Source organism: Acidobacteriota bacterium (genome assembly GCA_016712445.1).
In the GTDB taxonomy this organism is placed as follows: Bacteria; Pseudomonadota; Alphaproteobacteria; order Caulobacterales; family Hyphomonadaceae; genus Hyphomonas.
The window spans coordinates 77919-90221 of record JADJRB010000010.1 but is presented as its reverse complement, the minus strand read 5'-3'; the positions used below and the strand labels follow the sequence as shown (position 1 = coordinate 90221).

13 protein-coding genes are annotated in these 12303 nt (G+C 64.4%); 7 read left to right on the top strand and 6 right to left on the bottom strand.

The window, feature by feature from the left end:
- Positions 1 to 109 precede the first annotated feature (109 nt).
- The 6 genes from IPK75_19510 to IPK75_19485 all read left to right on the top strand — a co-directional run bounded on the left by IPK75_19510 (position 110) and on the right by IPK75_19485 (position 6580).
- The gene (locus IPK75_19510; GenBank protein MBK8200535.1) at positions 110 to 526 is read left to right on the top strand and encodes a phasin; all 417 of its coding nucleotides are present in this window, start codon (positions 110 to 112) and stop codon (positions 524 to 526) included.
- 175 nt (positions 527 to 701) lie between these two features.
- The gene (locus IPK75_19505) at positions 702 to 2021 is read left to right on the top strand and encodes a tetratricopeptide repeat protein (GenBank protein MBK8200534.1); all 1320 of its coding nucleotides are present in this window, start codon (positions 702 to 704) and stop codon (positions 2019 to 2021) included.
- Positions 2022 to 2038: 17 nt separating this feature from the next.
- On the top strand, positions 2039 to 2437 hold the full coding sequence (locus IPK75_19500; GenBank protein MBK8200533.1) for a DUF1499 domain-containing protein: 399 nt from the start codon (positions 2039 to 2041) through the stop codon (positions 2435 to 2437).
- A gap of 98 nt (positions 2438 to 2535) precedes the next feature.
- Positions 2536 to 2892: an ATP-dependent Clp protease adapter ClpS gene (gene clpS / locus IPK75_19495; GenBank protein ID MBK8200532.1), complete on the top strand. Its 357-nt coding sequence runs from the start codon at positions 2536 to 2538 to the stop codon at positions 2890 to 2892.
- Positions 2893 to 2951: 59 nt separating this feature from the next.
- Positions 2952 to 5267 (top strand): ATP-dependent Clp protease ATP-binding subunit ClpA, encoded by a 2316-nt coding sequence (gene clpA / locus IPK75_19490; GenBank protein MBK8200531.1) that lies wholly within the window; start codon positions 2952 to 2954, stop codon positions 5265 to 5267.
- A gap of 110 nt (positions 5268 to 5377) precedes the next feature.
- Positions 5378 to 6580: a beta-lactamase family protein gene (locus IPK75_19485; GenBank protein MBK8200530.1), complete on the top strand. Its 1203-nt coding sequence runs from the start codon at positions 5378 to 5380 to the stop codon at positions 6578 to 6580.
- Between the two features lie 6 nt (positions 6581 to 6586).
- Here the strand turns inward: IPK75_19485 and IPK75_19480 are convergent, their stop codons facing one another.
- The 4 genes from IPK75_19480 to IPK75_19465 all read right to left on the bottom strand — a co-directional run bounded on the left by IPK75_19480 (position 6587) and on the right by IPK75_19465 (position 9432).
- On the bottom strand, positions 6587 to 7129 hold the full coding sequence (locus tag IPK75_19480) for an rRNA large subunit pseudouridine synthase E (protein ID MBK8200529.1): 543 nt from the start codon (positions 7127 to 7129) through the stop codon (positions 6587 to 6589).
- Positions 7126 to 7392, bottom strand: a complete 267-nt coding sequence (locus tag IPK75_19475) for a GNAT family N-acetyltransferase (GenBank protein ID MBK8200528.1) — start codon at positions 7390 to 7392, stop codon at positions 7126 to 7128. The genes IPK75_19480 and IPK75_19475 overlap by 4 nt, the downstream gene beginning before the upstream one ends.
- Positions 7393 to 7598: 206 nt before the next feature.
- Complete coding sequence (kdsA, locus tag IPK75_19470; protein ID MBK8200527.1) at positions 7599 to 8444, bottom strand: 3-deoxy-8-phosphooctulonate synthase; 846 nt, start codon at positions 8442 to 8444, stop codon at positions 7599 to 7601.
- Between the two features lie 460 nt (positions 8445 to 8904).
- Positions 8905 to 9432: an RcnB family protein gene (locus IPK75_19465; protein ID MBK8200526.1), complete on the bottom strand. Its 528-nt coding sequence runs from the start codon at positions 9430 to 9432 to the stop codon at positions 8905 to 8907.
- A gap of 141 nt (positions 9433 to 9573) precedes the next feature.
- Here IPK75_19465 and arfB point away from each other — a divergent pair, with 141 nt between their 5' ends.
- The gene (gene arfB / locus IPK75_19460) at positions 9574 to 10008 is read left to right on the top strand and encodes an aminoacyl-tRNA hydrolase (protein MBK8200525.1); all 435 of its coding nucleotides are present in this window, start codon (positions 9574 to 9576) and stop codon (positions 10006 to 10008) included.
- Here the strand turns inward: arfB and IPK75_19455 are convergent.
- Both IPK75_19455 and IPK75_19450 read right to left on the bottom strand, forming a co-directional pair.
- The gene (locus tag IPK75_19455) at positions 10005 to 10754 is read right to left on the bottom strand and encodes a thioredoxin domain-containing protein (GenBank protein ID MBK8200524.1); all 750 of its coding nucleotides are present in this window, start codon (positions 10752 to 10754) and stop codon (positions 10005 to 10007) included. The two genes, arfB and IPK75_19455, sit on opposite strands and share 4 nt — an antisense overlap.
- Positions 10755 to 10832: 78 nt before the next feature.
- Complete coding sequence (locus IPK75_19450) at positions 10833 to 12269, bottom strand: M48 family metalloprotease (protein MBK8200523.1); 1437 nt, start codon at positions 12267 to 12269, stop codon at positions 10833 to 10835.
- Positions 12270 to 12303: the final 34 nt, after the last annotated feature.

Sequence of the window (12303 nt, the reverse complement as noted above, 5' to 3'; positions counted from 1 at the left end):
GAATGCAAACCCAACGCCAAATGATTAATGTTGCAGCGCACAAAATTTATTGCACTTGCGAGGGGAGTGTGCTATCCAGAACACACCTTACAACAGAAGGATTCCCCAAATGGCCAAGACCACTGCATCGACGGCCCGCGCCAAAGCGGAAGCCCGTCCGAACACCGCAACGACCAAGCAGATCGAAGCGGGCGTCGACCAGATCACTGAAATGGCCTCGAAGTTCACCGGCTTTGCTGAAGGCGGCGTCAAGGCGATGACCGACAGCGCCGTGGCTTCGGGCGAAGTCCTGCGCGAACTCGGCAACCGGAACGTCAACTTCATGACTTCGGCCATGGAACAGGGCGTTGAGCTGACCCAGACGCTCGCCAATGTCCGCGACCCGCGCGAGATGTTCGAGCTGCAATCGGCGTTCGCCAAGTCGATGTTCTCGGCCTTCACCACCGAGATGTCGGCCCAGACCGAGCTTTGCGTTGCCGCATGGCGCAACGCTGCAAAACCGTATATGGCTTCCTTCGCGAAGTAAGCTCGAGGTTGGACAGCCTTCCAGGAGGCGTCCGGCAGTAGCGTGCGAAGTAGAGTTCAGGGGCCGGACCTTCTTGGTCCGGCCCTTTTCGTTTGGCCGCCCGCCCGGTTCCGCTTGCGACTCGGGGGCGTCCGCCACAGAGTGTGCCGGATGGGGCGCGGGCGGGAGCCAGGCGATGACGATTCGGGACCGGCAAGGCGTGGAACTGACAGGGGCAACGCCCCGGTCAGCGGAGCTGTTTGATCTGTCCGTGGGTCGGTTTGCCCGTTTTTGCGGCGATCCGCTCGAGCCTCTGCGCGAGGCCCTCGATGAGGCGCCAGAGTTCGCCATGGCCCTGATTGCCAAGGCGTGGATCTACGCCATGTCCACCGAACCGCAGGCGACCGCGTCAGCGCGGCGGATGGTCGAGGAAATTGCCGAAATGCCGCTGGGGCCGCGCGAGCTGAGCCACCTCGGCGCGCTCAAACTCGCGGCGGCTACGGAGTGGACGGCGGCCTCCCGGGCGCTCGACCTGCACAATGCCAACTTTCCCTGCGACCTGATCGGACTGCTGGCCGGGCACCAGGCCGATTTCCTCACCGCCAACGCGCGCAACCTGCGCGACCGGATTGCGCGGGCACTGCCGGCCTGGGACGGCGTGCCGGGGCGTTCGCACCTTCTGGGCATGCTGGCCTTCGGTCTGGAGGAAATGGGCGATTACCACCGCGCCGAGACCGCCGGTCTCAAGGCACTTGAGGGGGATCCGGATGACAGCTGGGCGCACCACGCGGTGGCGCATGTGCTTGAGATGCAGGGGCGCGCAGCCGAAGGGCGCGATTTCATGCGCAAGCGGCGCTCGCACTGGGCGCAGCCGGACAACTTCCTGAAAGTGCACAACTGGTGGCATCTGGCGCTCTGCCATCTGGAACTGGGTGACGGCGACGCTGCGCTCAGCCTTTATGACGAAGAGGTCCGCGCCGAGACGAGCACGGTGGCGCAGAACCTGGTGGACGCGTCTTCCTTGCTCTGGCGGTTGCAGCTGCTGGGTGTGGACGTCGGCGACCGTTGGGACGAGCTGGCCGACACCTGGACGCAGCACGCAGATGGCCGGTGCTATCCTTTCAACGATGTGCATGCCGCGCTCGCCTATATCGGCGCCGGCCGGCGCAGCGATGCGACGGATCTTGTGAAGATCGCGCACCAGGGCAGCACGCAGAGCGAAATGAACCGCTGGATGCGGGAGACCGGCGCGCCAGTGATCGACGGCCTGCTGCTGTTCGAGCGCGGCGACTTCGCGGGCGCCATCGAGCCGCTGCTGGCGGCGCGCCAGATTGCCAACGTGTTCGGCGGCAGCCATGCCCAGCGCGACGTGATCGACTGGACGCTGACCGAGGCGGCCATCCGGGGCAAGGTGGCCCCGCTTGCCCGGGCACTGGTTCAGGAGCGCCTTGCGCTCAGGCCGGAAAGCCGGGTCAACATCGCGTTTGCCCGCCGCGCCGGGTTGCGCCCGCACTGATCGAGAGGACAGCTTCGATGACCGGTTTTGTCGACTTCGCCACCCTGACGCGCCCTTCAAGCCCCAACACGGCGCTACTCGCACCGCCCGGCCTGACGCAGGCGGAGGCGGACGGCGCGGCGCCGGTCTATGACGTGCCGGCCGGCGACCTTTACATGCGGGCGCTGAAACGGGTGGGGGAGCGGCGCGGCTGGGTGCTGGGAGAGCAGGATCCGGCGGCGATGCGGCTGACCTTCGTGGCGGTGACCCCGCTGCTGAGGTTCAAGGACGACGTGGACGTGCTGGTGCTGCCGGCGGCCGGGCAAGCCAACCGGTCGACTTTTGCAGCTTACTCAAGGTCACGGGTTGGCTATTCCGACCTCGGCACCAATCTAAAGCGTCTCAACGCATTTGCCGAAGCCCTCCGGACGCCCTGATTTCGGGCAGAGCTGTGCTCAGGCGCCAATTGCATCTTCAAACTCGTGCAGGAACGTATATCTTGTCAGACATGAGCAGCGCTTTCGCCCCGGTCCGGATGTCCGGATCGCCGACGCCCGGCGCCCCAGGGGGCGGAACACCGGATGGCGGCGACGGGATAAGCTTTGATCTCGCGACCGAAACCCGGATCAAAACAAAAAAGCCATCATTGTATCGCGTACTGCTGCTCAATGATGACTACACGCCGATGGAATTCGTGGTGTTCATACTCGAGCGGTTCTTCAACCGGTCGCGCGAGCAGGCCACGCGGATCATGCTGCACGTCCACCAGAAGGGCGTCGGCCTCTGCGGGGTCTATACATTCGAGGTTGCCGAGACCAAGGTGGCCCAGGTGCTGGACCTCGCGCGCCGGCATGAACATCCTCTCCAGTGCGTCATGGAGAAAGAAGACTAGACGCCCCATATAACCAGAGAAGACCCCTCCCAACTCGACCTCCGAAAAGGCTTCATTCCTTGCCCCGTCTTTCCCAACCTCTCGAAACGGCTCTTGAAAAAGCGCTCTCGCTCGCATCCGAACGCGATCACGAGTACGCCACGCTGGAGCACCTGTTGCTGGCCCTCACGGAGGACGAGCACGCGCGTGACGTGATGGGGGCCTGCAAGGTCAATATCGACGAGCTCCGGGTCGACCTGACGCGCTACATCGATGAGGAGCTGTCGAGCCTCATCGTGGATGGCAGCGACGGGCGGGTGCAGCCGACGGCTGCTTTCCAGCGGGTCGTGCAGCGCGCGATCCTGCATGTCGAAAGCTCCGGGCGCGAGGAAGTGACCGGCGCCAACGTGCTGGTCTCGATCTTCTCCGAACGCGAAAGCCATGCCGCCTACTTCCTGCAGGAGCAGGACATGACGCGGTACGACGCGGTGAACTACATCTCGCACGGCGTGGCGAAACAGCCGGGCATGTCGCGCCCGACGACGCCGCGCGGCGCCGAGGCGAGCGAGGAAGAGCCGGTCAAGCAAGGCCACGAAGCGCTCGACACCTACTGCGTGAACCTCAATGCGCGCGCCCGGGCCGGCAAGATCGACCCGCTGATCGGCCGCGACATGGAAGTGAACCGCTGCATCGAAGTGCTGTGCCGGCGCAACAAGAACAACCCGATCCTCGTCGGCGATCCCGGCGTGGGCAAGACGGCGATTGCCGAAGGCCTGGCCAAACGGATCGTTGAAGGCGAAGCGCCGGAAATCCTGGACGACGCGATCATCTGGTCGCTCGACATGGGCGCGCTGCTCGCCGGCACGCGCTATCGCGGCGACTTCGAGGAGCGCCTCAAGTCGGTGATGAAGGAACTCGAGCAGCAGGAAAAAGCGATCCTATTCATCGACGAGATCCACACGATCATCGGCGCGGGCGCAACGAGCGGCGGCGCGATGGATGCGTCGAACCTGCTGAAGCCTGCGCTGCAGTCCGGCGGCCTGCGCTGCATGGGCTCGACGACGTTCAAGGAATACAAGCAGCACTTCGAGAAGGACCGCGCGCTGAGCCGCCGGTTCCGCAAGATCGACGTGGTCGAGCCGACAGTTCCGGACACGATCAAGATCCTCACGGGTCTGAAGTCGAAGTTCGAGGACTTCCACGGGCTGAAATATACCAACGACGCGATCAAGGCGGCGGTGGAGCTGTCGGACCGTTACATCACGGACCGCAAGCTGCCCGACAAGGCGATCGACGTGATCGACGAAGCGGGTGCGGCGCAGTGGCTGCTGCCGGCCTCGAAGCGCAAGAAGCAGGTCGGCATCCGCGACATCGAGGCGGTCGTCGCGAAGATTGCGCGCATTCCTCCCAAGCAGGTGACGAGCGACGATGCTGCTTCGCTGAAATCGCTGGAAGGTGATCTCAAGCGCGTGGTGTTCGGCCAGGACGAAGCCATCGTTGCGCTCGCCGCCTCGATCAAGCTCGCCCGCGCGGGCCTGCGCGAACCGAACAAGCCGATCGGCTCCTACCTGTTCACGGGCCCGACCGGCGTCGGCAAGACCGAAGTCGCCAAACAGCTCGCCTCGATCATGGGTGTCGAGATGCTGCGCTTCGACATGTCGGAGTATATGGAGCGCCATACGGTCAGCCGCCTGATCGGCGCGCCTCCGGGCTATGTCGGCTATGACGAAGGTGGTCTGCTCACGGACGGTGTGGACCAGCATCCGCACTGCGTGCTGCTGCTCGACGAGATCGAGAAGGCCCACCCGGACCTGTTCAACATCCTGCTGCAGGTGATGGACAACGGCACGCTGACGGATGCCAACGGCCGCAAGGTGGACTTCCGCAACGTCGTCGTCATCATGACGACGAACGCGGGCGCCTCGGATGCGGCGAAAAACTCCATCGGCTTTGGCCGCGGCAAGAAGGACGAAGAGCAGGACGAGGCGCTGAAGCGTCTGTTCACGCCGGAATTCCGCAACCGCCTCGATGCGATCATCACCTTCGGCGGCCTGACGCCGGAGATCATCGACCGCGTCGTCGAGAAGTTCATCCTGCAGCTGGAAGTTCAGCTGGAGGACCGCAACGTCTCGATCGAAGTGTCGAAGCCGGCACGCGAATGGCTGGCGAAGCGCGGCTTCGATGCGGATATGGGCGCCCGCCCGCTGGCGCGGACGATCCAGGAATACGTCAAGAAGCCGATGGCGGAAGAGCTTCTGTTCGGGAAGCTCCAGAAGGGCGGCCTGGTGAAGATCGGCCTCGACGAAAAGAGCGACGAGCTGACGTTCAAGTACGTTGCAGAGCCTGCGAAGAAGAAGAAAGCCACCAAGGACGAGACCGAAGAGCCGGCAAGCTAGCCGCTTCTGCGATACCTAATCCCGGAAGGGCTGCCCGTGCGGCAGCCCTTTTGCGTTTCGGGTGCCCGGCCTATGGTCGCTTCAAATACGACCCACAGGGAGGGATGAAGATGGCCGGCACCGTGCAGGGAAAGTGTGATCCGAAATTCGCGAAGGTGAAGGAGGCGTTTGAGCGCAACTTTGCCGAGCGGGGCGAGGTGGGCGCGAGTGTCTGCCTGTCCGTGAATGGCGAGACGGCGGTGGACCTCTGGGGCGGCATGGCCAATCCCGAGACCAATGATCCCTGGCAGGAAGATACGATCTCCATCGTGTATTCCTGCACCAAGGCGGCGGTAGCGACCTGCGCGCATATCCTGATCGACCGGGGGCAGCTCGATCCGAGCGCCCTGGTGAAGGAATACTGGCCGGAATTTGCGAAGAACGGGAAAGAGAAGACCACCGTCCAGATGATGCTGAACCACGAGAGCGCGCTGCCGACGCTGCGCGATCCGGTCAAGCCGGGCGGGTTTGCCGACTGGGATTACATGGCGCAGCGGATGGCGGATGAGGAAGCCTTCTGGGAGGTGGGCACGCGCAACGGCTATCACATGATCAATTTCGGCTGGACTGTGGGCGAGCTTGTGCGCCGGGTTTCCGGCAAGTCGCTCGGCACGTTCTTCCGGGAGGAAGTCGCCGAGAAAACGGGGGCGCGGTTCTGGATCGGCCTGCCGGAGAGCGAGAAGGTGCATATTGCGCCGATCCGGCCGTATGCGCCCAAGCCGGGTGATCAGCCTACGGAATTTGTTATCAAGCTGATGTCGGATCCGGAGTCCATCCAGCACAAGAGTTTCATGAATTCGGGTGGATGGGATTTCAACGACCGGAAGGGGCAGGCGGCGGAGATCGGCGGCGGCGGCGGGCTGTCGAATGCGCGCGGGCAGGTAGCGTATTATACGGAGCTGGCGACCAATTCCGGCAAGCTCGTGTCATCCGACCGGCTCGCGGCGATGTCGATGGTGTCCACGGCGACCCAGCGCGATGCGACGCTGCTGATTCCGACGCGGTTTGCCTCCGGCTACATGAAATCGATGGACAACCGCCGCGGCGGCTACGGCCCTGGCACCAGCGCGATCATGGGTGAGAAGGCGTTCGGCCATGTCGGTGCGGGCGGGTCGATCGGGTTTGCGGACCCGGAATGCGGCATGGCGTTTAGTTACACCATGAACCAGATGGGCAATGGCATCCTGCTGAATGACCGGGGGCAAAGCCTGATCGATGCGGCATATGCCTCACTCGGCTATCGCACGAATGCGCCGGGCGCCTGGGTGCGTTAGGCCGGGTCAGCCCTTCACGAAGCGCAGCTCGCCCGGGGGCAAGTCGTCAAGCTTCCACTCGCCGATCTGCACACGGACGAGGCGGAGCGTCGGGTGCCCTGCGGCGGCGGTCATCCGGCGCACCTGGCGGTTGCGGCCTTCGGTGATGGTGAGTTCGATCCAGCTGTCGGGCACGCTCTTGCGGTAGCGGATGGGCGGGTCGCGCGGCCAGAGGTTCTCAGGGGCCGGTAGCGCGCGCACTTTCGCCGGGCGCGTGCGGCCATCCTTGAGGTCGACACCGTTTGAGAGGGCCTCGAGCGCCGCCGCGTCGGGAATGCCTTCGACCTGCGCCCAATAGGTTTTTGCGAGGCTGTGTTTCGGGTCGCTGATGCGCGCCTGAAGCGGGCCGCTGTCGGTCAGCACGAGCAGGCCTTCGGAGTCATAGTCGAGCCGGCCGGCCGGATAGACGTTCGGCACCGGGATGAATTCCTTCAGCGTGCGTTTGCCGCTGCCTTCGTCAGTGAACTGGGAAAGCACATTGAAGGGTTTGTTGAAGAGGATGATTTTCATTCCGTGTCCTGACGGGCCCTGAGGCCAAGCTTGGCGACCGCTGCGGGCGTGCGGATCCAGATCCAGTTTCCGGCGGGCAGTTCGGCGCCGCCCGGCTCGTCTGTTTCGGTCCAGCCGAGCGCCCGGTAGAATTTCCGGGCCGCAACGTTGCGGGTGACGCATTTGAGCGACAGCGCCTCGCCGTGGCGCGCTACGACGCCGGCCATCAATGCGCGGCCGATGCCCGCCCCGTGGGCTGACGGGTGGACATAGAAGTGGTGCACGAAGGCGTCCGGCGTCCAGACCGAGGCGAATGCGACCGGCGCGCCGCCGCGCTCGGCGACAAGGATATCCTCGCCCTGCGTGATGCGGTCGAAGACGATTTCGTCCGTCAGCGGCAGGTGTGCCCAAGGAAAGGCATGACGGCTGGCCGCGTCGTGGATCGCAGCCAGCGGCGCGCGGTCCGCCGGGGCGAAGGCGCGCAGGGTGATCAGTTGACGGCCTCGTGCAGCGCTTTCAGCGTCGTGAGCAGCTCTTCGGCGCCAGACAGGGCCAGACAGCTTGGCGCATCGCAGAGCGCCTTGTCCGGATCGGTATGGAATTCGAGGAATACGCCGTCGGCGCCCGCCGCGATCGCGGACTTCGCGATGATGGCGACACCGTCACGGCGTCCGCCGGTGGACGCGCCGGCCGTTCGCGGGTCAGCGCCGGGCAGCTGCACGGCATGGGTCGCGTCAATCGTCACCGGTGCGCCGAGCTTCTTCATTTCCGGAATCGCCAGCATGTCGACGATCAGGTTGTTGTAGCCGAAGCTCACTCCGCGCTCGCACAGGATCACGCCGACATCCGGCGCGACTTCGGCGATCTTGGAGAGGATGTTCTTTGCATCCCACGGGGCCATGAACTGCGCCTTCTTGGCCTGGATCAGTGCGCCATGTTTGCTGGCGGCCTCGGCGACGGCGACCACGAGATCGGTCTGGCGCACGAGGAAGGCGGGGAGTTGCAGGATGTCGGCGACGTCCGCCACCGCTTCGGCCTGGCCGGGCTCGTGCAGGTCGGTGACGATCGGCACGCCGAGCTTCGCCTTGACGCTGGCGAGGATTTTCAGGCCGGGGAGGCCGGGGCCGCGATAGGATTTGATCGACGAGCGGTTCGCCTTGTCCCAGCTGGCCTTGAACACGTAGGGCAGGCCAAGGCGCGCACAGATGCGCTTCAGCTCGGTGCCGACTTCCATCGCAAGGGCTTCGTCTTCCAGAACGTTGAGGCCGGCCATCACCGCCAGCGGCTTGCCCGTGCCGACAGACCAACCGGAGGCCTTGTGGGTAACTACGCTCATCTTGCGCTTCCTTCTGCTGGCGTTGCCATAGCGGAAAATGGCTGCCGGACAAAAGCCTTGAGAACACAGCGCCAGAATCAAAGAAGCCGCCCTGTCGAGGGGCGGCTTCCGTGAGCCCATGGGGCAGTCAGGTCCAGGCCGCGTTGCAGCGGCCCTACCATATCTCTAGGCGCTGGTCAGAGGCTGCTCCAGCCAGACACCATAGGATACAGACCCAACGGCCTCACCTGGTTTCTCACTCGACATGGATCACCTCCTTTCACGCGTGCAGGGTGCACGGCCTTGCGCCCCAGACCATCCGGGACAGGGCAAAGCTAAGCATGATTTGCGCCAAAGTGAAGTTAACAACATGGTGAAACCGGAGCGGTTTCTGCCTTGTGCACAAAAAAACACCCGGGCGCCTGTTCAGGCATCCCGGGCGTGAGTGAGCCTCAAAAGGGGTCAAACGAGGCTGTGTAGGTCAATCCGTGGCGATGGCGCCGATCACGAGGCCGATGATGGCCCCGGTCGCGACAGAGGCGAGAATCGCGTCGCCGCGGTCATTGTCGCGCACCCAGTGATAGCCGTGCGGCGGCTCGTAGAGGCCATAGCGGTCGTAATCGTTGATGTAGACCGTGCGGCGCGGGCCGTAATCGTAATACGCGCCCACATCGTAGCGCGGGTTGTAGCCGGAATAGTAGTACGGGCCATAAGAGTTGCCGTAGGTCACCGTCACCGTGCTGCGCGGGTGGTAGTAGACACGCGGGCGGTACACCACGACCGGACGGCTGCGATAACTGTCGTAATAGTGGTCGTGGCGGTCGTAGCGCCGATGATCTCGGCGATCATCACGGCGGTAGTCCCGCCGGTCATCGCGGCGGTCATAGCCGCCGCGGTGGTCATCGTGGCCGCGCCCGCGGCCCTTGTCGGCGGCGGCAACCGGGGTGAGGATGAAGCTGGCGGCCATCGCGGCTGCCATGAATCGGGTCGTGTGCTTGATCAGGGACATCGCTGTAACGGGCCTTTCTCGATCCTTGGGTACCGGATCAACGCGCGACAGCTGGACTTGGCGCGCGAATACCGGTTTCTGGGGCACAAATTCCGCCCCCGCGTCTGAACTTCCGCTGAACAGGTCCTTCAGGTTTCTCCGATGAGCGAATTTGGCGACCTGAGAATCTCTGACAGCCTGACGGTTCCGGCCTGGGAGCTCAGCGAGGCCTTCGTGCGCGCGTCGGGCCCGGGCGGGCAGAACGTGAACAAGGTGTCATCCGCGGTGCAGCTCACCTGGATGGTCACGGCGTCGTCGCTGCCGGCATCTATCAAGGAACGGTTCCAGAAGCTTTTCGCCAACCGGATCACCGCCGACGGGCGCCTGATCCTCGAGGCGAGCGAGCATCGCAGTCAGGTCCAGAACCGGCAGGCGGCGCGGGCGCGGCTGGCCGAGATGATCGCCAAGGCAGCGGTCGCGCCGAAACGCCGTATCAAGACGAAACCGACGGCCGGCAGCGTCCGGCGCCGCATCGCCTCGAAGAAGAAACGCGGCGAAGTGAAAGCGCTGCGCGGCGGCGTGAGCGGCGAAGACTAGCCTTTCAGCTCGTCCTTGATGGCGCGCTCGATGGCCGGAAGGTTCGCGCCTTCGATATGCGTCGTGCCGATGAAGAAGCCCGGCGTGCCGGTCACCGCCAGCGCCTCGCCGAGCGATTTCATGTCGGCCAGCTGCTGCGTGACGGCTTTCGATTTCATGTCGGCGCGCATCTTCGCGACATCGATGCCGATGTCCCGGGCGAGTGCATCGATATTGGCCTCGGTCAGGTCGTCGTTTGATTTCAGGTTCATCAGCGCGACGTGCATCTCGGCATACTTGCCCTGCTTGCCGGCTGCGAGGGCAGCCAGCGCTGCTGTCTCGCTGATCCCGCCGAAAATCGGGAATTCCTTGTAAACAACGCGCACCTTGCCGTCATAGGACTGAGGCAGGTCGCGCACCCAGTCGACTGAGCGTTTGCAGTAGCCGCAGCGGTAGTCGAAGAACTCGACGATCGTGACCTCGGCGTCCGCCGGCCCGACCGAAAAGTCGCCCGCATGTGAATAGAGCTGACTGGCATTGTCGGAAATCGCGGCCTGCGCGGCGGCGGCCTGGGCCGCCTTCTCGCGGTTCGACAGCGCCACAAGGGCCTCTTCGATGACCTCCGGGTGCTCAACGATATATTCGTGGACGATCTTTTCGATCTCGGACTTGCTGGCGCCGCCCGCACCCGGCTGGGCGCAGGCAGGCAGGAAGGCAAGCGCGGCAACGGCGGCTGCAAGGAGGGGCTTTCGGAGGAGGGGCGTCATCTGGCGTCGGTCCTGTGCATGAAACTGGCGGGACTATAGGCAAGCGCCCGCCCGCGTCCACCCGTACTCACACAGGCGTTACCGGCGCTGTGTGGCCGAAAAATCGCCGAATGGCATGTCCCGACCCGAAGTTTCGAGCGACAGGCGCGAGCTGCGCCCATAGCGCTCGTAGAACTGGCGGTTGTCGGGATTGTTGGGGTCGGTGATCAACATGATGTCGTCAGCCCGGCGGTAGGACGTGGTTCCCTTCTCGAGCGACTGAACGGCGCGGTGGGCGAACGAGTTGGCGCGGACGATGTCGCCGACCCAGTAAGCCGACTCGGCCGTGGCCAGTTGGGCTTCGGGGCGCCGGCCCTGATTTTCCAGCGTGATCGCAAGCTGGGCCCAGGCGAAGGCGTTGTCGGGTTCTGCAATCAGCGCATCGCGCAGCGCCGCTTCGGCGGCTTCCGAATCGCCGGCCTCGCCGCGTGCGTTCAGGGAGCGGGCGTAGTTGATCAGGAACAGGGGCTGGCCCGGAATGATGTCCAGCGAATGCTTGTGCGGCGCCACCGATTCAGCGGCGCGGCCGCTTTCGAACAGGATCTGGCCCTTGAGCTCGTTGAAGTACGCATTGTCCGGTTCTTCCGTCAGCAGCGACTCGATCTCGGTCAGCGCCAGCGGGATGTCCGAGGCGCGATAGGCCGAGATGGCGCGCGCGTAGCGGGCAGGCTCGCTTGTGTCCGTCGCCGGATATTCGCGGCGCACTTTCAGCGGCGTGTCGAGGAATCCGATGAGCTTGGCGCGCATCATGTCATACTGGTGCTGCTCTCGCTCCGTAGGCGGAACATCCATCAGGCCGGTTGCCTCAGCGAGCGCGCGCGCCGTGCGGATACGGTCGGAGGCCAGCGGGTGGGAGCGGAAGTATGGAAAGCGCTTCGCGTCGGACAGGACTTCCTGGTAGCGGAAATTCTCGAAGAACTCGACTATGCCGGCAGGCGACTGTCCCAGTGCCGAGAGGTATTTGACGGCGGCGGCGTCAGCCGCAGATTCTTCCGCGCGGGTATGGACGTAGAAGTTCAGCGCAGCGAACTGGCTGGAGCTGCCGATCAGCGCGGCGCCGGCGCCCGCCTCGCCGGCGGCGATTGCCAGGATGCCGAGGCCGATCGACACAAGCGCTGGCCGCATCGCGACATTGGCCGCCCGCAGGCGCGCGACCGTATGGCCGCAGGCGATGTGGCAGATCTCGTGCCCGATTACGCCCTTGATCTGTGCCGGGTTCTCGGCGGCGGTCAGCAGGCCGGTGTGCAGGTGGATGCGCTGGCCATTGGCCACATAGGCGTTCAGCGAGGGATCATCGAGGACATAGATTTCGACATCCGAAGGCACGAGGCCGGCCACTTCGAGGATCGGATCGGTCCATTCCCGCAGCGTCTCTTCGATTTCCGCGTCGCGGATCACGCCTTGCGCCGACGCACCGAGTGCGGCGGCGGCGACAAAGGCGAGCGCGGCGGCGGCCCGGAACAGTTTTGCGGCCATTCGGGAAACTCCAGATCCTTCAAGCTGCCAGACT

Excerpts from the sequence above, each read along its gene's own strand:
- IPK75_19510 (MBK8200535.1), top strand. The coding sequence starts at position 110 with ATGGCCAAGACCACTGCATCGACGGCCCGCGCCAAAGCGGAAGCCCGT.
- IPK75_19505 (MBK8200534.1), top strand. The coding sequence starts at position 702 with ATGACGATTCGGGACCGGCAAGGCGTGGAACTGACAGGGGCAACGCCC.
- IPK75_19500 (MBK8200533.1), top strand. The coding sequence starts at position 2,039 with ATGACCGGTTTTGTCGACTTCGCCACCCTGACGCGCCCTTCAAGCCCC.
- clpS (MBK8200532.1), top strand. The coding sequence starts at position 2,536 with ATGTCCGGATCGCCGACGCCCGGCGCCCCAGGGGGCGGAACACCGGAT.
- IPK75_19485 (MBK8200530.1), top strand. The coding sequence starts at position 5,378 with ATGGCCGGCACCGTGCAGGGAAAGTGTGATCCGAAATTCGCGAAGGTG.
- IPK75_19480 (MBK8200529.1), bottom strand. The coding sequence starts at position 7,129 with ATGAAAATCATCCTCTTCAACAAACCCTTCAATGTGCTTTCCCAGTTC.
- kdsA (MBK8200527.1), bottom strand. The coding sequence starts at position 8,444 with ATGAGCGTAGTTACCCACAAGGCCTCCGGTTGGTCTGTCGGCACGGGC.
- IPK75_19465 (MBK8200526.1), bottom strand. The coding sequence starts at position 9,432 with ATGTCCCTGATCAAGCACACGACCCGATTCATGGCAGCCGCGATGGCC.
- arfB (MBK8200525.1), top strand. The coding sequence starts at position 9,574 with ATGAGCGAATTTGGCGACCTGAGAATCTCTGACAGCCTGACGGTTCCG.
- IPK75_19455 (MBK8200524.1), bottom strand. The coding sequence starts at position 10,754 with ATGACGCCCCTCCTCCGAAAGCCCCTCCTTGCAGCCGCCGTTGCCGCG.
- IPK75_19450 (MBK8200523.1), bottom strand. The coding sequence starts at position 12,269 with ATGGCCGCAAAACTGTTCCGGGCCGCCGCCGCGCTCGCCTTTGTCGCC.